The sequence below is a fragment of the Type-F symbiont of Plautia stali genome, assembly GCF_059731105.1.
Genome location: NZ_AP035911.1, coordinates 130,756 through 152,325, shown reverse-complemented (window position 1 = coordinate 152,325; position 21,570 = coordinate 130,756). Strand labels below are relative to the sequence as shown.

The 21,570-nt window shown below is 58.6% G+C and carries 17 protein-coding genes and 1 pseudogene; 12 read left to right on the top strand and 6 right to left on the bottom strand.

The annotated features are described in order from the left end of the window. Positions 1–42: 42 nt before the first annotated feature. On the bottom strand, positions 43–1,080 hold the full coding sequence (locus tag AC6I7A_RS22110; RefSeq protein ID WP_058958135.1) for a tyrosine-type recombinase/integrase: 1,038 nt from the start codon (positions 1,078–1,080) through the stop codon (positions 43–45). 838 nt (positions 1,081–1,918) lie between these two features. Here AC6I7A_RS22110 and AC6I7A_RS22105 point away from each other — a divergent pair. The 7 genes from AC6I7A_RS22105 to AC6I7A_RS22075 all read left to right on the top strand — a co-directional run bounded on the left by AC6I7A_RS22105 (position 1,919) and on the right by AC6I7A_RS22075 (position 8,993). Continuing rightward, entirely contained in the window at positions 1,919–2,386 is a 468-nt protein-coding gene (locus tag AC6I7A_RS22105; RefSeq protein ID WP_058958136.1) for an SgcJ/EcaC family oxidoreductase, read from the top strand. 269 nt (positions 2,387–2,655) lie between these two features. Beyond that, entirely contained in the window at positions 2,656–3,867 is a 1,212-nt protein-coding gene (locus AC6I7A_RS22100) for an SfnB family sulfur acquisition oxidoreductase (protein WP_058958137.1), read from the top strand. A 9-nt stretch (positions 3,868–3,876) separates the two neighbouring features. After that, on the top strand, positions 3,877–5,067 hold the full coding sequence (locus AC6I7A_RS22095; protein ID WP_058958138.1) for an SfnB family sulfur acquisition oxidoreductase: 1,191 nt from the start codon (positions 3,877–3,879) through the stop codon (positions 5,065–5,067). Beyond that, positions 5,064–6,422, top strand: a complete 1,359-nt coding sequence (locus AC6I7A_RS22090) for an LLM class flavin-dependent oxidoreductase (RefSeq protein WP_058958139.1) — start codon at positions 5,064–5,066, stop codon at positions 6,420–6,422. The genes AC6I7A_RS22095 and AC6I7A_RS22090 overlap by 4 nt, the downstream gene beginning before the upstream one ends. Positions 6,423–6,446: 24 nt before the next feature. Continuing rightward, entirely contained in the window at positions 6,447–7,253 is an 807-nt protein-coding gene (locus AC6I7A_RS22085; protein ID WP_058958140.1) for a MetQ/NlpA family ABC transporter substrate-binding protein, read from the top strand. Between the two features lie 2 nt (positions 7,254–7,255). Beyond that, positions 7,256–8,359 carry a methionine ABC transporter ATP-binding protein gene (locus AC6I7A_RS22080; protein WP_058958141.1) on the top strand — a complete coding sequence of 368 codons (1,104 nt, stop codon included), beginning with the start codon at positions 7,256–7,258 and terminating at the stop codon, positions 8,357–8,359. Continuing rightward, positions 8,343–8,993 (top strand): methionine ABC transporter permease MetI, encoded by a 651-nt coding sequence (locus AC6I7A_RS22075; RefSeq protein ID WP_058958142.1) that lies wholly within the window; start codon positions 8,343–8,345, stop codon positions 8,991–8,993. Before AC6I7A_RS22080 ends, AC6I7A_RS22075 begins: the two co-directional genes overlap by 17 nt. 35 nt (positions 8,994–9,028) lie before the next feature. On the opposite strand, the gene AC6I7A_RS22070 is transcribed toward AC6I7A_RS22075, so the two are convergent. The 5 genes from AC6I7A_RS22070 to ssuD form a co-directional block, all read right to left on the bottom strand. Next, positions 9,029–10,246, bottom strand: coding sequence for an acyl-CoA dehydrogenase family protein (locus AC6I7A_RS22070; RefSeq protein WP_046103096.1), 1,218 nt, complete (start codon positions 10,244–10,246; stop codon positions 9,029–9,031). Further along, positions 10,239–11,699, bottom strand: coding sequence for an MFS transporter (locus AC6I7A_RS22065; protein ID WP_009093150.1), 1,461 nt, complete (start codon positions 11,697–11,699; stop codon positions 10,239–10,241). Before AC6I7A_RS22065 ends, AC6I7A_RS22070 begins: the two co-directional genes overlap by 8 nt. Before the next feature lie 209 nt (positions 11,700–11,908). After that, on the bottom strand, positions 11,909–13,315 hold the full coding sequence (locus tag AC6I7A_RS22060) for an LLM class flavin-dependent oxidoreductase (protein ID WP_058958143.1): 1,407 nt from the start codon (positions 13,313–13,315) through the stop codon (positions 11,909–11,911). A 70-nt stretch (positions 13,316–13,385) separates the two neighbouring features. Next, the gene (locus AC6I7A_RS22055) at positions 13,386–14,798 is read right to left on the bottom strand and encodes an FAD/NAD(P)-binding protein (RefSeq protein ID WP_058958144.1); all 1,413 of its coding nucleotides are present in this window, start codon (positions 14,796–14,798) and stop codon (positions 13,386–13,388) included. A 19-nt stretch (positions 14,799–14,817) separates the two neighbouring features. Continuing rightward, the gene (gene ssuD / locus AC6I7A_RS22050; protein ID WP_058958145.1) at positions 14,818–15,990 is read right to left on the bottom strand and encodes an FMNH2-dependent alkanesulfonate monooxygenase; all 1,173 of its coding nucleotides are present in this window, start codon (positions 15,988–15,990) and stop codon (positions 14,818–14,820) included. 275 nt (positions 15,991–16,265) lie between these two features. Here ssuD and AC6I7A_RS22045 point away from each other — a divergent pair, with 275 nt between their 5' ends. From AC6I7A_RS22045 to AC6I7A_RS22025, 5 genes and pseudogenes are all read left to right on the top strand, one after another. Then, on the top strand, positions 16,266–18,155 hold the full coding sequence (locus AC6I7A_RS22045; RefSeq protein WP_058958146.1) for a sigma-54-dependent Fis family transcriptional regulator: 1,890 nt from the start codon (positions 16,266–16,268) through the stop codon (positions 18,153–18,155). A gap of 94 nt (positions 18,156–18,249) precedes the next feature. After that, the gene (locus AC6I7A_RS22040; RefSeq protein ID WP_058958147.1) at positions 18,250–19,197 is read left to right on the top strand and encodes a sulfonate ABC transporter substrate-binding protein; all 948 of its coding nucleotides are present in this window, start codon (positions 18,250–18,252) and stop codon (positions 19,195–19,197) included. 390 nt (positions 19,198–19,587) lie between these two features. Beyond that, positions 19,588–20,721, top strand: a complete 1,134-nt coding sequence (locus tag AC6I7A_RS22035) for a glutathione-independent formaldehyde dehydrogenase (RefSeq protein WP_009093156.1) — start codon at positions 19,588–19,590, stop codon at positions 20,719–20,721. 280 nt (positions 20,722–21,001) lie between these two features. Then, positions 21,002–21,250: a type II toxin-antitoxin system Phd/YefM family antitoxin gene (locus AC6I7A_RS22030; RefSeq protein ID WP_058958148.1), complete on the top strand. Its 249-nt coding sequence runs from the start codon at positions 21,002–21,004 to the stop codon at positions 21,248–21,250. Further along, positions 21,250–21,525: pseudogene (locus tag AC6I7A_RS22025) on the top strand (type II toxin-antitoxin system RelE family toxin). Before AC6I7A_RS22030 ends, AC6I7A_RS22025 begins: the two are co-directional and overlap by 1 nt. Positions 21,526–21,570: the final 45 nt, after the last annotated feature.

Genomic DNA, 21,570 nt, shown 5'->3' with positions numbered 1-21,570 from the left:
ACTTCATCCGCCGAAGACGCTGAGCGCGCTTTTATGTCAGCGTTAATCAGGCAATGTGCCGTCAGCATGCTGTTCCATAAACTCCACCATAGCCCCTTTATGCGCTTCGACATGACGGATATAGCGCATCAGCGTCTCCGGCTTTTTCCAGGTGCCTTCCTGCATGATTCTGGCTATGGGGTAGCCTTTGTCTGCCATATCCTGTGCTGCGCCGACCCTTGCACTGTGGCCACTCCAGCCGGTATAGCGATTTTTATTGGCCTTCACGCCTCCGGCTTTTCCCGCGCAGCGCCAGGCGCGTTCGAAAATCTGCTCCAGAGCCCGGGTGCTCATAGGTTTTTCGGCTGGGAGGGAACGTCCCGAGCGATGAACGGCGGTAAACAGATAGGCATCGGGCTGGCCGGAAAGTCCGGACGCGTCCAGCCACTCCTCCAGCCGCTGGGTGGAACGCGTACTGAGGGCTTTAATTAATCCACCGGTCTGTACGACGGTTTTGGTCCAGGCCACATCCAGAATGATACGTCCATCACCGGCACGCATCACATCACGCACCCGTAACCGCGACAGTTCACTGATACGCAGCAGCGTTGCGTATGCGACGTGCAGAAAGGCCAGATCGCGGCGCGCCTGGAGGCTGTCAGCACCTGACCACTGCCTGTCCAGCGCCAGCAGATCGCTCAGCCTGAAGGGCACAGCCTGTCCCGCCCGCTCGCCACTCATCACCGCCACCCGGTTGATCTTCTTCATCGCACGAAAAACCTGCGGCGAGGTGTTGGGCACGGGCAGACCCGCGTTACGGTGTAACATCGAAATCAGAGCCGCATGTGACGTGACGGTGGAGGAAGCCCGCCCGCTTTCAGCCAGGAAAGTAAGATAGTCGCGCAAATCATCAGCGCTCATCGGCAGGAAGCTGCGCTGATTTTCTTCCGACCACTGATTGCAGATCCGCATCACGCTCAGAAGCTGTCGCCACGTGTTAGGCGAAAAGGCCTCTTTGTCCTGCACAAATTGTCTGAGTCTTTCAGCGATATCCCCGCTCCGGTTCATCTGCAGTTCAGTTAACGGCACTAACTCTGTCATTTTTGCTCACTGATTGACCGAAAACGGCGTTGATCGCGCTACGTGAATTCTGAGAAAAAAGCAGGGGGTCAACCCGCCAGAATTTACGTAGCGCTGCCATTTTATAAAATGGTTTTGACTGTCTGTCATCATAACCCGGCGCATCCATACTGTCATGACTTCGTATAAGAATAATTATACGAAGCCAGTAGGAAGATCCAATTTTTCATCAGGAGGCAACGACGGCCGCAAGGCATCCGCTAACGTTCGCGAAGATACCGACACCGGATGGAAAGTGACAGGAAAGAGGATCAGGAATGAAATTCAGAAATCGCGCCAGAGGTTTATCCGAATTTAAGCGGGAAGGCAGCGAAGCTGATGGTTTATGTTTAACTGAGATCCGTCAATGTCCGGTCGTGAAGTAATTAGCCATCTGGCGCTGATTAAAAAACTGCGACGCTATATTTACCTCCGCTTTAAATATCACCCGAAACGCTGCGGGCACGTTATCTGCGCCCCCTGCTTTACTCCTGAAAAATGCGCCTTAACGCCTTTAACAATCCAATGAGGAGAACATGAAATCAGCATATAAATCTAAATAATCGCATATCAGAGATTTAAGTTTCATGCAGAGCAGGGCGTAAGGTATCGTTACGTCATAATAGCAGAGCACGTATAGCCAGCATTAACAAAAGAATAACCAAATCCGGCTTTTTTATTCTTTACGGCATCAGAAACTAATTAAACCCTTTACATTTCAGATTCACGATTCCTTATTTTAACCCGTATTTACCGGTGTTTTCTCAGAGATCAGAGAGGGCGCCACCCTAAGCCAGGATGAGTTAATGGAGACTATTTCATGAATAAAACATTATTATCATTATCCCTGACAGGTCTGCTTTGTGCGCCCGCCATTACGCTGGCACAGCAGCCGGAAACCTGCATCAAAGCCTCTGAACAGGATGTCGCCAGTCTGTTCGACAAGTGGAATGACACGCTGGCAACCGGCGATGCGACTAAAGTTTCGCAACTCTATGTCAGTGATGCGGTATTACTGCCCACTATCTCCAATCAGGTCAGACTCACCGATCAGGAACGGATTGATTATTTCAAAGACTTTCTGAAAAAAGGGCCGCGCGGTAAAATCAACTCCCGCACCATCAGAACCGGCTGTAATAAAGCGATTGATGCCGGCGTTTATACCTTTACATTTAAAGATAACACGCAGGTAACCGCGCGCTATACCTTTACCTACGTCTGGGATGGAAAAGGCTGGAAAATTTCGACCCATCACTCCTCGGCCATGCCGGAGTCGGCAAGCAAATAATCCCTGCGCATCGTCACCCTGAAATTAAAACCAGCCTCTGAAGCTGGTTTTAATTTTATATAAACCGACAGTTTCACTTCTGCAGTACCAGCCATATATGCATTTAAAATGCAAAGCTGTAATATGAATTAGCTTTGCGTATATTGTAATAACCGCGCTATTTACTTCGTTCTGACCAGCTGCCTATTATCGCTTTCAACGTTTATTAATGTGATGCACTCAATATCAGCCTGCCTGATTTGATGTCTCGCTCTTTTACCGGAAGCGCCATGAATCTTATTTCCGCTCCACCCGAAACCTTTCAGGCGGCCGTCATAACCTGTCAAAAACAGGCCATTCAGGCTGCGCATGCGCTGGCTGAACAGGCGAAACCGGGTGCTGTTGCCCGGGATCAGCAGCGGCTCTATCCCCGTGAACTGATCAGCCAGTTTACCCGGCTTGGCCTGGGCAGCATCAGCGTGCCGCGCCGATTTGGCGGGGGCGGGCTGGATTTCGGGACCGTGGCGGAGGTATTTCGCATCATCTCGGCCAGCGATCCCTCCCTGGGCCAGATCCCGCAGAACCACTTTGGCCTGATCCAGTTCATTCTTGGCGAAGGCGAACCGTCACAGCAGGAAAAATGGCTGCAGGCGGTGGTCAGTGGCAAGCGACTGGGCAACGGTGGCCCTGAAAAGAACAGCCGCCATACCCGCGACATCCAGGCCCGACTGGTGCGTGAGGGTCAGACATCGCGTCTGAGCGGGGAAAAGTTCTACTCAACCGGCGCATTGTTCGCGGACATCCTGGTCACGACCGCACTGCAGGAGGACGACCAGCCGGCCATGGCTTTTATCCCGCTGCCTGCCGAAGGGGTGGAGATCGTGGATGACTGGTCAGGGATGGGTCAGCGTACCACCGCCAGCGGAACGGTAAGGCTTGATCGGGTCATCGTCGGGCCTGACGCAATCATTCCCCTGCCATCGCCAGACAAACCGACCCTGCGTGGTGCGGTGTCACAGCTGATTCAGGCAGCGATTGATGCCGGTATCGCGCAGGGCGCGCTGGACGATGCGCTGGAGTTTGTGCGCCATCACTCACGTCCCTGGGTGGATGCAGGCGTCACTCGCAACGCTGATGACCCCTATATCCTGGCTGACATCGGGCGCATCAGTACCGAACTGAGTGCCGCGAATGCCCTGCTGCGACGGGCGGCCCGGGTCCTTGATTCGCTGGCCTCGCAGCCTCTGACGGCGGAAAACAGCGCCGCCGCCTCAATTGCCGTGGCGGAAGCCAAGGTGCTGACCACCGATATCGCGCTGCGTGCCAGCGAAAAGCTGCTGGAATGGGGTGGAAGCCGCGCGACGCTGCTGCAGCATGGACTCGACCGCCACTGGCGCAATGCCCGCACCCACACGCTGCATGACCCGGTGCGCTGGAAAACCCACGCCATTGGTAATTACTACCTCAATGCGATCTACCCTGCGCGCCATGCGTGGATTTAAGGAGAAAGAATGAGTCAGGTTCAGCCGAAACAGCCCGCCGACCGCCTCCGCAGTGAGCAACAGGTGCTGGACGTGGCCGCGCAACTGGCGCAGGCGTTCCGTGCGGGTGCCGCCGAGCGGGATCGCGAACGTGAGCTGCCCTATGCCCCCTTGCAGAGACTGTTTCAGTCAGGCCTGGGGGCGATCACCGTACCAAAGGCGTATGGCGGCATTGCGGTTTCAACCGCCACGCTCGCCTCCGTTATCACCCTGCTCAGTGAGGCCGATGCGGCGATAGGGCAGGTTCCGCAGAATCACTTCTATGCACTGGAAGTCCTGCGCCTTAACGGCAGTGAATCACAAAAGCAACGCTTTTATGGCGAGGTACTGGCTGGCGTCCATCTGGGAAATGCACTAGCGGAATTTGCCTCCCGCGCGGCACATCAGCGCACCACACAGATCCGCGATAATGTCCTTAACGGCACGAAATTTTACGCCACCGGTGCGCTGTTTGCCGATCGCATTCCCACGGCGGCGCGCGACGAAGACGAGAAAGAGCAGCTGGTATTTGTGCCCCGACATCAGGCAGGCGTGACGGTTATTGATGACTGGAGTGGTTTCGGCCAGCGCACCACAGGCAGCGGCAGCGTCCTGTTTGAGAACGTCAGGGTAGAGGCAGACGATGTGGTGCCGTTTCAGACCGCATTTGAGCGGCCGACCTCGCTGGGCCCTTTTGCACAGATCCTGCATGCCGCGATCGATCAGGGCATCGCTCAGGCGGCGTTTTATGACATGCTCGACTTTCTGCGTCAGCGTGCCCGGCCGTGGCCAGACAGCGGCGTGACCCGCGCCTGTGAGGACCCCTTAACGCTCGATCGCACCGGGCGTCTGGCGGCACGGTTGCGGGCTGGCGAGGCGCTCATCGCGGAGGCGGGTGCAGCCATCGACGTTGCACAACAACAGCCTGACGCGGATACGGTGGCGCAGGCTTCGATTGCGGTGGCGAAGGCGCGCGCCTGGACCACGGAGGTCGCACTGGAGGCCGCTAACCTGCTATTTGAACTCGGCGGCACACGAGCCAGCCTGCGTGAATATCATCTCGACCGCCACTGGCGCAATGCGCGGACTCACACCCTGCACGATCCGGTACGCTGGAAATATCCCGCGATAGGCAACTTCCTGCTCAATGGCGTACAGCCGCCGCGCCGGGGCACGCTATGAGTCAGAAACAGGTTCTGCTCAACGCCTTCAACATGAATTGTGTCGGGCACATTCATCACGGCATGTGGACACATCCTCAGGATCACTCCACCGAATTCAATAGCCTGAGTTACTGGACCGATCTGGCACGCCTGCTGGAGCGCGGGCTGTTCGACGGACTGTTTATTGCGGACATCCTGGGCGTCTATGACGTTTATCAGCAGGGTATCGGGCTGACGGCGAGCGAGTCGATTCAGCTGCCGGTCAACGATCCGCTGATGCTGGTTTCAGCCATGGCGGGCGTCACACAGCATCTCGGTTTTGCGGTGACCGCCAACCTCAGCTATGAAGCACCATTTCCCTTTGCCCGTCGTCTCTCAACGCTCGACCATCTTACGCAGGGGCGGATTGGCTGGAACATCGTCACCGGCTACCTGGACAGTGCCGCACGGGCGATGGGTAACAAACAGCTGCTGGCGCATGACCAGCGTTACGCTCAGGCGGATGAGTTTCTCGACGTCAGCTATCAGCTCTGGGAAGGCAGCTGGCAGGATGATGCCCTCGTCGTCGACCGCCAGCGTCGTCTTTATGCCGATGCCAGCAAAATTCATCCCATCAGACATCAGGGGGAATTTTATCAGGTTGAGGGGTATCACCTCAGCAGTCCGTCACCCCAGCGCACGCCGCTGCTGTTTCAGGCCGGCACCTCTGCCCGTGGCATTCAGTTTGCGGCGCGTCATGCCGAGTGCACCTTCGTCAATGCCGCGACACCCGCGGCAATGCGTCAGCAGACGCAGCGGCTGCGTGAAGCGGCGACCGCAGCGGGCCGCCGTGCAGAGGACCTGCGTGTTTTCATGGGAGTCGGTGTGATTGTGGCTCCGACCGAGCGGGAAGCGCAGGAGAAGCACCGCTGCTATCTCGAATATGCCAGCCCGGAGGCGGGTATCGCCCATTTTTCCAGCTCGATTGGCCTCGATCTGGCAGCTTTCGGTCCCGATGAGCCCATCATCAGCGGTGAAACTCGCGCAATAGAGTCGGTCAGTCAGGCGTACAGCGGCTGGACCCGCCGTCGCCTGCTGGAGCAGCACGCCATGGGCAGTCGTTATCCCCTGATTATCGGCAATCCCGCGCAGGTTGCGGAGGCGCTGCTGCAGTGGATGGATGAGGGAGATATCGACGGCTTCAACCTGACCCGCATTCTTAACCCGCAAAGTTACCGTGATTTTATCGAGTTAGTCGTGCCGGAATTACAACAGCGCGGTCGCTACAAAACGGCTTATCAGCCCGGATCACTGCGCAACAAACTCTTTCAGCAGGATCGCCTGCCCGATCGCCACCCGGCGGCGCAGTGGCGTCATGCCACCAGCCGTCGTTGATCCGCTTAACCTCAAGGAATCATCATGACACGTACAAACAGATTACGCGCCACGCTGGGCGGCTTGCTGCTGACACTCTCTGCCGTCGCCGCTGCGGACTATTCCGGTCCGCTCAAAGTGGGCACGACCGCGGCCTTTGCTCCGCCGCTGGAGACGGCGGTGGCGGAAGCGAAAAAGCAGGGGCTGGCGGTTGAACTGGTTGAATTTACCGACTGGACTGCGCCCAACGTCAGCGTGGAGAATGGCGATATCGACGTTAACCTTTTCCAGCATAAGCCTTTTCTGGAGAACGCTAATCAGTCAGGAGGGTTCCATCTTGTCGCTTATGCGCCTGCTATCATCAACAATATCGGGCTTTACTCTAAAAAGCACAGCGCCATTGACCAGGTGCCGGAAGGGGGCACCGTCGCCATCGCCAACGATCCAATCAACGGCGCGCGTGGCTTACTCCTGCTGCAGAAGGCGGGGCTGATTACCCTCAAGCCGGGCGCCGGACTAAAATCCACGGTCGATGATATCGTCAGCAATCCTAAGAAGCTGAAAATCATTGAGGTCGAAGCGGTACAGCTCTCACGGTCGCTGGAAGAGGTCGACCTGGCGCAGGGATATCCGCACTATCTGCGTCTGGCGAAAACCATCGATCCGAATCACGCGCTGCTGTTCGACGGGCTGGAACATCCGGAATATGTGATTCAGTTTGTGATTCGGGAGGGGCACCAGGACGATCCGCGCCTGGCAAAATTTGTCGATATCTATCAGCATTCGCCGGTGGTACGCGCCAGCCTCGACAGCTTCTACGGCAGACTCTATCAGCCGGGCTGGAGTCAGTAACGATGATCAGTTTGGTCATTCCTGACGCGACGGCGTTGCCCCATGCCGCCGCTGAAATCCGCACCCACGCTGCTGCTCACGTCAGGCTGGAAGCGGTCAGTAAACGCTATCCCGGTCAGACGGCCGATGCGCTGCATCACATCAATCTGGAGATCCAGCGCGGTGAGATTTTTGGCATCATCGGCCGCAGCGGCGCAGGTAAATCCACGCTTATCCGCTGCCTGAATCGCCTGGAAGATCCCACCGGTGGACGCATCGTCATCGACGGCACCGACATCAGCGCGCTGGGCGCGCGGCAGCTGGTCGAATGGCGGCGCAGCACGGGCATGATCTTTCAGCACTTCAATCTGCTCTCCGCCAAAACCGTCAGACAGAACATTGAGCTGCCGCTCAGGGTTGCCGGCGTGCCGCCAGCCGCGCGGGCGCGAAAGGTGGATGAACTGCTGGCACTGGTCGGGCTGGAAGCGCGGCAACACGCCTGGCCTGCACAGCTCTCTGGGGGGCAGAAGCAGCGCGTCGGTATTGCCCGTGCGCTGGTGCACGACCCGGAACTGCTGCTGTGCGATGAGGCCACCTCAGCACTCGATCCCGAGACCACGCGTGCGATTCTGGCGCTGCTGAAAAAGATTAATCAGCAGCGTCATATCACCATTGTGCTGATCACCCACGAGATGGATGTGGTGCATGACCTTTGCCACAACGTGGCGGTCATCGATCAGGGGGAAATCATCGAACGCGGCCCGGTCTGGCAGGTCTACAGCGATCCGCAGCAGGAAACCACGCGTCAGCTGCTCAATCCCGGTCATCAGACGTTGCCCGAATCCGTTGCCGCCCGCCTGAGTGATCACCGGCTGCATCAGGATGCGCGGCTGTTACTGCGTTTGCGCTACACCGGGCAGGGTGCCCGGCCTGATATCGGCGCGCTGGGCGCGCGGGTGCCGGGGGAAATCACGCTGATCCACAGCGCGATTGAGTGGGTGGAACAGAAACCGGTGGGGCAGCTGCTGGTGCTGCTGGATGCACAGCATGAGGCGCAATCCGTCACCGCTCAACTGGCGCACATTGCCGATCGACTGGAGGTAGTGGGTTATGTCACAGGCTATTGATCGTTTGTGGACCGCGTTACTGGACACCCTGCTGATGGTTGGCGTCTCCTCTGCGCTGGCTCTTGCGCTGGGGTTGCCGATGGCGGTGATTCTGGTGGTCAGCGGACGGGGCGATCTCTTTCCCAGTCCGGCACTCAATCGGGTGCTGGGCTGGATAGTGAATCTCTTCCGCTCCATACCCTTTCTGATTCTGATGGTGGCGTTAATCCCCTTTACCCGCTGGATCGTCGGGACGACCTACGGCGTCTGGGCGGCCGTCGTGCCGCTGACCCTGGCGGCAACCCCGTTCTTTGCCCGCATTGCGGAGGTCAGCCTGCGGGAAGTGGATAAAGGGCTGACCGAAGCGGCGCAGGCGATGGGTTTTCATCGCTGGCACATTATCTGGCATGTGCTGCTGCCGGAGGCGCGCCCTGGCATCGTCAGCGGTTTCACCATTACGCTGGTCACCATGATCAACGCCTCAGCCATGGCGGGTGCCATCGGTGCCGGGGGATTAGGGGATCTGGCCTATCGTTATGGTTACCAGCGCTTTGACATGCAGGTCATGGTAACGGTCATCGTGGTGCTGGTCGCACTGGTCACGCTGCTTCAGTCATGCGGTGACCGGCTGTCACGTCGTCTGAATCATCGCTGAGCGGTTAAGGCCGGGAACCCCCGGCCTTAGCGATCTCACGCGCCTTCGCCATTGCCTATCTGCCAGATGAACGTCGGATCGCTGCCGTTCACTTCCCAGTCACCCACATTGCGGATTTTGTAGATCACCGGATTGTGTGATGAGACCGTGCGGGCGTTGCGCCAGTGGCGGTCCAGCGCCTTGCTGACGCGGGTGTCCGACGCGCCAAGCGCATTAAACAGCTCCGTGGCGGCCCGCGTCACAAGCTCCGTGGCTACGGTCTGCGCTTTAGCCGATTCCACTTCTGCCAGCACGTTAGCCGCGTGAAGCGCTGTAGCATCCGCGCCACTGAGCTGTAATTCAAACGCCCGCTGCAGTGAGTGGGTCGCGCGCTCAACGGCGGCTTCGGCGGCCCAGGCCCAGCTGCTGATCTGTCCGACCACCTGCAGCACCTGCACATCCTGCCTCACCTGAGGGGCGTTGCCGTGGCTGTAAATCCGCTTACGCTGCGCCACCCCCTGTGCCGCATCGCGCACCACCGCCCGGCCAATTCCCGCCAGCGTTGCGAGCAGGACATGCTGGTAAAAAGCGGTCTGATAGCGGAAGCGCTCGCTGAAATCATAAACGTGGGGCTGCTCAACCCCGGCCTGATGAAAGCGGGTGGTGCCACTGCCGGTCAGCCGCTGCCCGAAACCATCCCAGTCGTCATCGCGCTCCACCCCGTTCTGGTGCGTGTTCACCAGCGCAATCACATCACGGCCGTTGTCCGTCCGCTTTGCATAGACATCGATCCAGTCGGCATAGAGGGTTCCGGTGCTGTAAAACTTTTCACCGCTGATCACCCATCCCGCCGGCGCGGGGGAAACCTGGGTGATCACCTCACCCAGCTTCACCGCGCCGACCTCGCTCCAGCCGCTGCCCACCAGCTCACCGTCGACGAAACGCCGGAACCAGCGACGGCGTGCGTCGCTGTCAGGCTGGTTCAGGCGATCCTCGATAAAGGCAAAGTGCGCGCGCAGCGCCTGTGGCAGGTTCGAATCTGCCTCGGCCAGGTCAGTCAGTAACGAAAAGAGCTGGGGCAGCGAAACACCAAAGCCGCCGTCCTCTTTCGGGATTCGCAGTGTGCCGAACCGGGCCTCTTTCAGCCAGCGGATCGGCTCATGCAGCAGCGTGCGGCCGGTTTCCCGTGCCGCCGCCTCGCTGGCAATACGGGCAAAAAGCGGTCTGAAATGGTCACGCAGCGCGGCAAATTCAGTCGGGTTGAGTTCAGACATGATCGTCTCCTGTGGCGGGTTGTTCATCAATGTCCTGTCGGGTCGGTTCAAACCGGACGATCAACAGGAAAATAATCGGAATAAGGGCGGCGAGAGAGACAATCCAGAACATATTGGTGCCGTAGCGCGCCTGCAGAATGGGCAGAATAAACAGCGCCAGCGCACTGCCAATGCCGGAAAGCGAGCGGCTGAAGCCGACACCGGTGGCCCGGATATGCGTCGGGTAGGAGAGTGCCGGATAGATCATCAACTGCGCACCCGGCCCGAAACCTTCAGCAAACAGCCAGAGACCGAGCATCAGCACCGCCACCACCACACCCGTCGTCGCCTGCGGATGACCAATCAGTGCCAGCGAGATCAGCGCGATAAACTGCAGCGCAAAGCCGGCAATCGCCACATGACGGGAGGGAAATTTCCACGCCAGCCGCATGCCCAGCAGGCCGCCGGTAAAGGCAAACAGCGCATTCAGTCCCAGCGAGGCAGAGATGGTTTCGAAGACGCCCGCTCCCAGAAACTGCGCAAGGATCGACGGCAGGAAGAAGGCGATAGCGGTGTATTCAAAGGCGATACAGACGTTCATCACCCCACTGACCAGCGTGCGCTCGAGATAAGGCTTCTGAAACAGCACCCGGAAACTTACTTTCGGCGCTGCCTTCACGGTAACGCCTCTTTCGGGCTGCACTTCATGCGCCTCGATGCCGTAAGAGTCCCGCAGGATACGCACCGCACCACGCAGATCGCCCTGATTAGCTGCCCAGAGAGGAGACTCGTTCATGAATCTGCTGCGCACCGCGATAATCAGCAGGGCCGGTACGGCACCAAACAGCAGCGAGGCGCGCCACAACCAGTCGATGTGTTCAGCAGGCAGCAGAAAATAGAGCGCAAAAATAATGAAGAAACAGGCGGATGAGGCGGCATACCACATCGGGCACCAGGCCGCGAGGCGCGACGCTTTATTGCCTTTGCCGGAGAATTTAGAAAACTCCGCCAGATAAGCCATAGCCACCGGCAGATCGATCCCCACGCCGATCCCCATCAGAAAGCGCGCTCCAATCAGCACCCAGACGTTGGGTGCCAGACCCGCGGCGATGGCCGAGACGACAAAGAAGAGCATATCCGCCATAAATACGGAGTAGCGGCCATATTTATCGGTCAGCCAGCCGCCGATCAGATTGCCCACGATAGTGCCGATCATGATGGAGGAGGTCACCAGCCCGGTGAGCACCGGCGTCAGGCTGAACTCCCTGACGACATCATCAATGCCGTAAGAGAGCGTCGTCAGGTCGTAGGCATCAAGAAACACACCGCCCAGCGCCAGAAACACGATCCAGCGGGCGTAGCTGTTTTTCTCACTTTTACTGTTGATAAGCCGGGCCACGTCGCTCACCGAACGCACCGGCGTGGAGTGGGGCGGCGGGATGGTCAGGGTGTCGTCAATATTCAGTGTACTCATCGTATCCTCGTTATTATGTTCAGCAGGTAACGAGGCTTTTATAGGTATTCCCGACGCAGTAAACAACCAACAAATATGGATAACGATTATAATAATTTCAATAAGTTAATTCGTTTTTACTGGCATGCAAAAGGCCGGATGAAGGGGTTATTTCATCCGGCAGCGTTCAGGCAAATTCGTTGTCAGGCGGCTGTGCGAACAGCCTGATGCTAAACCGCCAGGTTGAGCGTCCGCTGCGCTGAATCGGAACGCCGGCGATAGCCAGCCCCCGGATGCGGCAATGCCAGCCGTGGCCCCTGTCCGAACAGCTTTTCACGCAGCGTTCCCGGCTGATAATCCTGTTTATAGACACCCCGTTTTTGCAGCTCCGGCACCAGCAGCTCCACCACGTCGGTAAAGGTTTCATGCGTTACGGCGTAGGCGAGGTTAAAACCATCCACATCGGTTTCCTCCACCCAGCTCTGCAGCTCATCCGCCACGGTTTCGGCACTGCCCACCAGCAGTGGCCCGAATCCCCCAATCCCGACCCAGTCTGCAAGACCCTGGACCGTCCACTGGCGGTTCGGGTCGGCGGTGGAGAAGGTCTCTACCGCCGACTGAATCGCATTGGTATGCAGATGCTTCAGCACCTGATCCGGCTGATACTGGCCAAAATCGATACCGGTCCAGCCGGAGATCAGCGCCAGCGCGCCTTCGTAACTGACATAGCGTTTGTACTCCTGCCATCTGGCCTGCGCTGCCAGGTCAGTTTCACCCACAATCACCGTCTGCAGATTGAAGATCAGTATGTCGCGTGGATCGCGTCCCGCCGCGGCGGCTCGCTGGCGAATATCCGCCACGGTTTTTTTCAGCAGCACTTTCGAGGGCGCAGCCACGAACACGCACTCGGCATGTTCTGCCGCAAACGCCTTACCGCGGCTGGACGCTCCCGCCTGGTAGAGTACCGGCGTGCGCTGCGGTGACGGTTCGCAGAGATGAATGCCCGGCACCTGAAAGAAGGTGCCCTGGTGGTTAATCGGATGAATTTTATCGGGGTCGCTGAAAATATGGCGTTCGCGATCGCGCACGACCGCGTCATCTTCCCAGCTTCCCTCAAGCAGTTTGTAGATCACCTGAAGATATTCATCGGCATAGTCATAGCGCGCGTCATGATCGGTCTGCGTCTGCTGGCCGATATTGCGCGCGCCGCTCTCCAGATAGGAGGTCACAATGTTCCAGCCTATGCGGCCTTTGGTCAGGTGATCGAGCGTGGAAATGCGCCGTGCAAACGGGTAGGGGTGTTCAAACGAGAGCGAGGCGGTGAGGCCAAACCCCAGATGCTCCGTCACCAGCGCCATCGGCGTAATTAACGCCAGCGGATCGTTAACCGGCACCTGGGTGGCCTGGCGAATGGCCGCCTGATTATTGCCGTTGAGCACATCATAGACGCCCAGTACGTCCGCAATAAACAGCCCGTCAAACTTACCGCGCTCCAGCAGGCGCGCCAGGTCGGTCCAGTATTCCAGATCTTTATACTGCCAGGAGCGGTCGCGGGGATGCGCCCACAGGCCGGGTGATTGATGACCGACACAGTTCATATCGAAAGCATTAAGGCGAATTTCACGTTGCGATGACATAGCGACTCCTGAGCGGATGCGGCAATCGCTTGCCGCCCGCGTATAGATTGAGGTTTTTTTCAGGGCTGAATCAGTGCGTCAGGGAGCCGGGACATCGCTCACTGAGGGAGGAGGGCGTGATGCTCAGCAGCCTGTGCGCCACCGCTTCCGCATGCTCTGCCACCTGTGGCAGTCCCATCAGCTCGCCAAAACGTCCGCGTGCGGCAGGCCCGGCGACATAGAGATGCGGGTTGGGTTCGCCCCGGGCATCCAGCGTCTGCGACAGTGCATTGACGCTGATGCCCAGCCACAGTGCATCGGGCTGAATCACGCCGTCGCGGTGTAGCTGGCGCAGCAGGGCATTGCTGTTGAGCAGCGCGTTATGCGCCGGGCCGGTCGTCACAATCACCCGATCCACTACCCGGCTCTCCTGATGCGCGCCCCGCAGCCGCAGCGTCAGCCGGAGCGCGTCTCCCGCCGGTTCGGCGGCGATCAGACGCGCCGCCTGCAGCGAAAGCTGCCCGCTGGCCTGCAGCTGAGTCAGCACCTGGCTGACCTGCGGGGCGATGCGGTAGCGGTGAACGTCCCACCAGGGACGAAGATGCTGCAGAAAGCGTTGCTGTTCATGCAGCGGCAGGCTCTGCCAGATACGCTGCCCGTTGCGGCGAATATCATCCAGCACGAGCTGCCAGGGGAGATTCAGCGCCGCGGCCTGTTTAACCTCCTGACGCACCCGATGTAACCAGCCTCGCGCGCTGGCGGGCTGCGGCAGGCGGTAATCCAGCCTGTACTCTTCTTCGCTGCCGCTCAGGTTGGCGCGCGGCACCAGCCCGCGACGCGAGAAAACGGTTATCCCGCCGCGATGCCGCTGGCGGTGCAGCGAGGCGACGACATCAGACATGGTCAGCCCTGAGCCGATGATCACCACCCGCTCGTCTGGCGCAATCCGGGCCAGCGCATCACCCTGCCAGGGATTAGCGATGACGGCGGGGTGCGCCTGCAGCGGTTTAAGCAGCGCAGGCAGTTCAGGCGGCGGATGACTGATCGCCAGCACCACCTGATCGGCCCGGATGCGCTGACCGGAAGCCGTAGTGACGATGCCATCCTGCAGGGAAACCGCGCTGTCCCGTAAATGGCGCAGCATCATAGGCGAGTGCTGCTGCTGATAAATAAACTGCGCGTTGACCCAGCGGCCAAACTCACCGCGCTGCGGGTAAACATTGCCGTCATGCCACAGCGCGTCCGGATCGTCGCGGAAGTGCGGCGAGGCGCGGTAGTCACGGTCAAACGCGCCGGCTTCATCCCCGGCCAGCTGCATTCTGGCAGCAGGCACATTGATACGATGCGCCGGATCGGGCGTGCCATACGCCACGCCCTGCGCCAGCTGCGCCCGCGGTTCGATCACCGTCACGCTCAACCCCGCCTCGCCCAGCCGGGCGAGATGGATCGCCAGTGCGGTGCCGGTGAATCCACCGCCAATGATGACAATCTGCTGTTGTGACATAAACGAGCCTTTTCTTCTGTTAACTGGCGCTGGAGTGCTTTTCCGGGCGACGGTCGCCGCCAATGGTTTCGCCAAAGGGCCCGGTATTCACGCTGCGCTGTTTCTTTTCAGCATTTGCCGCCAGCGGTAGCAGCGGCATCACCAGATCGGCAAAGCGGTGCGCCTCTTCAAGGTGCGGATAGCCGGAGAAGATAAAGTTCTCAATCCCCAGCGCCTGATATTCACGAATACGATCGGCAACCTGCTGCGGATTGCCCACCAGCGCGGTGCCTGCGCCGCCGCGCACCAGTCCCACGCCCGCCCAGAGATTAGGCCCGATGCGCAGACTTTCGCGCGACCCCTGATGCAGCGCACTCATCCGCGCCTGACCGGCTGAATCCATCCGGGCGAAAATCTTCTGCGCTGCGGCGATCGTCTCGTCATCCAGATGCGAGATCAGCCGATCGGCGGCGGCCCAGGCCTCCTCTTCCGTTTCCCGTACAATGACATGTAACCGGATGCCATAGGAGAGCGTGCGGCCCTGTTCCTGCGCCCGCTGACGCACCACCGCCAGCTTCTCTGCCACCTGTTCGACCGGTTCTCCCCAGGTCAGATAGGTATCGATCTGGCTGGCGGCAACGTCGATAGCCGCCTCTGAGGAACCGCCAAAATAGAGCGGCGGGCCGTTCTCCTGCACCGGAGGAAAGAGGATCTCCGCGCCTTCTACGCGAATGTGCTCTCCTGCGAAGTCGACCTTCTCGCCTTTCAGCAGGCGGGAGTAGACGTCGAGAAACTCCCTGGTCACCTGATAGCGCTCGGCGTGACTGAGGAAGATACCATCACCCTTGTTCTCCACCGGGTCGCCGCCGGTGACCACGTTAATCAGCAGACGCCCGCCCGAGAGGCGATCCAGCGTCGCTGCCATGCGTGCCGCCAGGCTCGGCGGTTGCAGGCCGGGGCGTACGGCCACCAGATAGCGCAGTTTTTTGGTGATCGGGGCCAGCGCCGAGGCGACCAGCCATGAATCTTCGCAGCTCTTGCCGGTCGGGATTAACACACCGTAGTAGCCCAGATTGTCTGCCGCCAGCGCCACCTGCTGTAAATAGGGTAAATCGACCGCCCGGCCTCCTTCGGTTGTCCCCAGATAGCGCCCGTCACCATGGGTGGGCAGAAACCAGAAGAGATTCAGGTTTTCCTGTGTCGCGTGGCTCATTAGCAGATTCCTTTATAACGATATTTGAATTTAATACATAGGGATAATTCCTTTGGTTATATAGCCATTAGCAGATAGCGTGCCAGAGTAGGCAGCTATTTTTATCCCGTTAATTCAGTGAGATAGGCATTTACCATTTCGACTGGTGCTGCTGCATTTGCAACAGCCAGGGTGGCAGGCTGTCGCGTCGGCAACAATCCGGCATCTCCGGCCTCTCGTTTATGCGGCGGACGCGCGGTATGGTCATCACTCTTCTGGTAACCCGGTAAAACGAGATGCAGATTTCCAGCCCTGAGTTGATTGACCCCGCATCGCGCGCGTTTAAAAGCGTGCTGGATCAGCTCGCCCCCACCGATGCGACCGTACTGATTATTGGCGAAACCGGCACCGGTAAAGAGGTGATGGCGCGCTATCTGCATCATCACAGCGCGCGCAGCCGGCAGCCGTTCCTGGCGGTTAACTGCGGCGCGCTGACCGAAAGTCTGGCGGAGTCAGAACTGTTCGGGCATGAGAAAGGGGCGTTTACCGGCGCACAGGAGCGGCATCGCGGCTGGTTTGAAGCGGCAGAAGGCGGCACGCTGCTGCTGGATGAAGTCGGCGAACTGAGTCTGTCGCTACAGATAAAGCTGCTGCGCGTGCTGCAGGAGCGTGAGATCACCCGCGTCGGATCGTCACGGGCGGTAAAGGTCAATGTGCGGGTGATTGCGGCGACGAACCGTGATCTGGCCGCAGCGATTCGTGAACGGCGATTCCGGGAAGATCTTTACTACCGGCTGAATGTGGCCAGCGTGACGCTGCCTCCGCTGCGCCAGCGCAGCGAGGATATCCCGGTGCTGGCCACGCACTTTCTGCAGCTCTATGCGCGTCGCCTGGGCCGTCCTCAGCTCCGACTCAGCGAGGATGCGCTGGCGACGCTGATGGCCTACAGCTGGCCGGGCAACATCCGCGAACTGGAGAACACGCTGCACAACGCCGTGCTGCTCAGCAAAAGCTCCGTGGTGACGCCGCAGCAGCTGCGGCTGAGTCCGCTGGCGGAAAACGATCTGCCGCCTGGCGAAGAGGCGCTGGATCAGTTCCTGCGTCAGCAGATGCAGCAGAGCGAAACGCCACTCTATCCCCGCGTGATTGCCGCGCTGGTAAAAAATGCGCTGGAACTGACCCAGGGCAATCAGCTTCAGGCTGCCGCTCTGCTCGGCATCAGCCGTCATACGCTGCGAACCCAGCTGGGACACCTCGGCGTGATTAAACCGCGCCGCACCGCCCTGCGTCAGCGCCAGACCCCTTCCTGCCAGGCTCCGGAGCGTGAGCGGGAACTGCGCATCGGTTATCAGAAGTTCGGCAACCTCGGCATTCTGAAAGCGCGTCAGTCGCTGGAACAGCAGCTGGCGGATCGTGGCGTCAGCGTATTGTGGAGCGAGTTTCCGGCGGGTCCGCAGCTTCTGCATGCGCTGAGCAATAAGGAGATCGATTTCGGCACCACCGGCGAAGTGCCGCCGCTGTTTGCCCAGGCCAGCAACAGCCCGATGATTTATGTCGCCTGGGAGCCAGCGGCGCCGCAGAGTGTCGCGCTGCTGGTGCCGGACAGCAGCCCGATTCAGCAGATAGGCGATCTCAGAGGGAAGCGTATCGCCGTCAACCGCGGCTCCAACGTTCACTATCTGCTGCTGCAGATTCTGGATGAGGCGGGGTTAGCCCTGGATGATGTGCGTATCGTCTACGCGCCGCCCCGATATCCCTTAACGCCCAGCGATCTCAATGCGGTGGATGCCTGGATGATGTGGGATCCCCTGCTCAGCGATGCCGAGAACAGCGGGCAGTTCAGGGTGATTGCTGACGGCACCGGGCGGGTCAACAACCATCAGTTCTATCTCGCCGAACGCGGATTTGCCGCCCATTCGGGCGATCTGCTGCAGGTTCTGCTTGGCGCGCTGGAGCAGACGGGACGTTACATTGATGCGCACCGCGCGGAAGCGGCCGGACTGCTCTCTACCGAACTCGGCATCTCTACTTCCTCTCTGATGCATGCCCTGGCCCGGCGCAGTCATCAGACCCAGCGCATGAATTTAGCCATCATCCGCGAACAGCAGACCATCGCAGACCGCTTCTATGCGCTGGGGCTGTTTAATCGCGCTATCCGGGTTCGCGAGTCCGTCTGGCATCCATAGCGTTTTTTCAGCTAAGCATCGAACTTTTCCTCGCTAAGCGCGGCAACCCGCGTTTGATATGTTGCGCTGACTACAACAGACTCAGGAATGAGAAATGAAAAAAGTATTACTCAGCGCACTCATTATTGCCGCTCAGGCGGGCTTAGCGTTCAGCACTCAGGCAGCAGAGAAGCCCGAAACGATCAATATCGGTTTCCAGAAGGCCAATATCTTCGCGCTGCTGAAATATCGCGGCACGCTGGATCAGGAATTTAAAAAGCAGGGGATCGCGGTTCACTGGATTGAGTTTCCGGCCGGGCCGCAGATGCTTGAAGGGCTCAACATCGGCAGCATCGACCTCGCGGCGACCGGCGACGCGCCGCCCACCTTTGCGCAGGCCGCCCAGGCCGATCTGGTCTATCTGGCACACTCGCCCGCCAACCCGAAAACCGAGGCGATTGTGGTTCCGGCCAACTCGCCGATCAAAAGCGTTGCGGATCTGAAGGGGAAGCGCGTCGCGCTGAACAAAGGCTCTGACGTGAACTATCTGCTGGTCACCGCGCTGGAGCAGGCGGGGCTGAGCTACAAAGACATTACGCCGGTTTATCTGCCTCCTGCCGATGCGCGTGCCGCTTTCCAGCGCGGCGCAGTGGACGCCTGGGTCATCTGGGATCCTTACTATGCAGAAGTGGAAACCAATGCTCACGCGCGGCTGATCAAAAATGCAGAAGGGCTGGTGCCCCATTACACCTTCTACCTCGCCAGCCGTAAGTTTGCGGAAGGGTACCCGCAGATCGCCAGCAGGGTCGTGGATGAACTCGGCACGCTCAGCAGCTGGGCCAATCAGCATCAGGAAGAGGCAGCCAGAATCATGTCCACATCAACCGGGCTGCCCCAGCCTGTCTGGCAGCGCGCGCTGGCGAGAATGCCGTTTGGCGCAGAGCGGATGACGCCAGAGGTCTTCACCCAGCAGCAGGCGCTGGCGGATACCTTTACCCGGATTGGTCTGCTGCCGGTGAAGGTCGATATCCGCAGCGCCACCTGGTCGCAGGATAAAAAGTAGGTGAGAGCCGGGCGGAGGTTCGGGGGGCTTCCGCCTGACGCCAGAGGGGACACCGGCACGGCCTCTCCATCCGTCCGGAGCCTGTTTATGACGGTCAGGATATTATCCGCCACCGGCTTCAGAGCAAAAATCAACCTGCCGTAAGGCGAACGGCAGCAGGATGCAAAGCCGTTGATAAGGTGAGAAACAGGAGGGCTTTAGCGAAGCGGTGCTTACATTTCATAGGGTTACATAATATTAATATCCTCAGACTGCGTCATGCGCTGTTCTACACTTACACATTCAATCACGTCATTTGATTGAAAAATCAGCATCACGAAGAGGGTGGCGACCGTAAACATTCACGCAGCCGCAGCCTTCATAACTGATCATGCACGTGAGGAGAACACCATGAAAGCAGTTGTCTATAACGGACCTTTTGACGTTTCAGTCAAAGAGGTGCCGGATCCCAGAATCGTTCGTCCTACCGATGTCATTGTCCGTATTACCACCACCAATATCTGCGGTTCCGACCTGCATATGTACGAAGGGCGCACCAGCTTCGAACAGGGTCGCATCTTTGGCCATGAAAACCTGGGCCAGGTCATTGAAATCGGCGGCGCGGTTGAGCGGGTCAAAGTCGGCGATTATGTCTGCCTGCCCTTTAACGTTGGCTGCGGATTCTGTGAAAATTGCGAGAAAGGGTTAACCGGCTACTGTCTCACGGCAAACCCGGGTACGGCCGGTGCCGCCTATGGCTTTGCTGAAATGGGCGAATGGGATGGCGGACAGGCGGAGTTACTGCGCGTTCCCTATGCTGACTTTAACTGCCTGGTGCTGCCGCCTGATGCGGTAGAAAAAGAGGAAGACTACGTTCTACTGTCCGACATCTTCCCCACCGGCTGGCATGCCACTGAACTGGCAGGATTACGCCCCGGAGAGAGTGTTGCCATTTACGGTGCCGGACCGGTCGGCCTGATGGCTGCACACTCGGCCCTGATCAAGGGCGCCTCGCAGGTGTTTGTGGTGGATACCCATCCGGACAGACTGGCGCTGGCCGAGCAGATGGGCGCAGTGGCCATCAACGGCGTGGGTGATGAGGCCGTCAATAAAATCCTCGAATTAACCGATGGGCGCGGCACGGATTGCGGTTGCGAGTGCGTGGGCTATCAGTGCTGCAATAAACATGGCCACGAGGATAACTCTGCCACGCTGAACAGCCTGGTCGCCTCAACCAAGGCCACAGGCGGCATCGGTGCGGTAGGCGTTTTTGTTCCGCAGGACCCCGGCGGCGCGACCGATCTGGCCAAAGAGGGTAAAGTGCCTTTCGATTTTGGTAATTTCTGGTTCAAGGGCCAGTCGATCAAGACCGGCCAGTGTAATGTCAAAGCGTATAACCGCCAGCTCGCCAGGCTTATCCATCAGGGCAGAGCCAATCCGGCGCAGATCATTTCGCACCGACTCGCGCTGGCAGACGCAGCCGAAGGCTATAAGCATTTTGATGATCGTGATAATGGCTGGACGAAAGTCATTCTGAAACCCTGACAGGTCGTTCAGAAGAAACAAGACACATTCAGGCGGTGGGAAGAGGGAGAACGCAAACTGCCTGTCTGTGGCTGGGGATGTTTAGTGCATTTATGCCCCCCCGAAAACGCGTTCGCGTGTTTTGCAATCCCTTCATGACCGCGTGTCGTTATCGGAAACAGGTTCTCCGTTCTTCAAAGTAAAGTGATGAATGTCACCGGTCTCTGTCAATGCATGACGACTGGTCAGCTATCCTTCAGCCTGATACTTTAAAGACCTGTTAAGCAGTCCCGGAGGGCCTATGCCTCATATTATTTTAAGTGATACCAACGCCAGCGTCAGTGAACTGAAGAAAAACCCGATGGCGACCGTCAGCGCCGGTGACGGCTATCCGGTGGCTATTCTCAATCGCAACCAGCCTGTCTTCTACTGCGTCCCGGCTGAGCTTTATGAGCAGATGCTGGATGCCCTTGACGATCAGGAACTGGTTAAGCTGGTCCAGGAACGCAGTAGTCAGGCTTTGCTGGATGTCGATCTGGATGCGTTTTAGTGAGTTATACCGTCAGGTTCCGCGAAGAAGCATTTAAAGAGTGGCAGAAACTGGACAAATCTCTCCAGCAGCAGTTTGCCAAATAGCGGAAGAAGTGCTGTGAGAATTCTCATATTCCCTCTGCCAGACTGCGTGGAATGAAAGACTGCTATAAAGCGTCCCGTTTTCGCCTGGTTTACCAGGTCATAGATGACCAACTGATTATTGCCATCGTCGCAGTGGGCAAGCGTGAGCGCAGTGATATTTATCATCTGGCGAGCGAGAGGATGCGGTAGCAGGGCTGGGATTGCCCGTAGATGCATATTTTTGGTTGAGGGTAT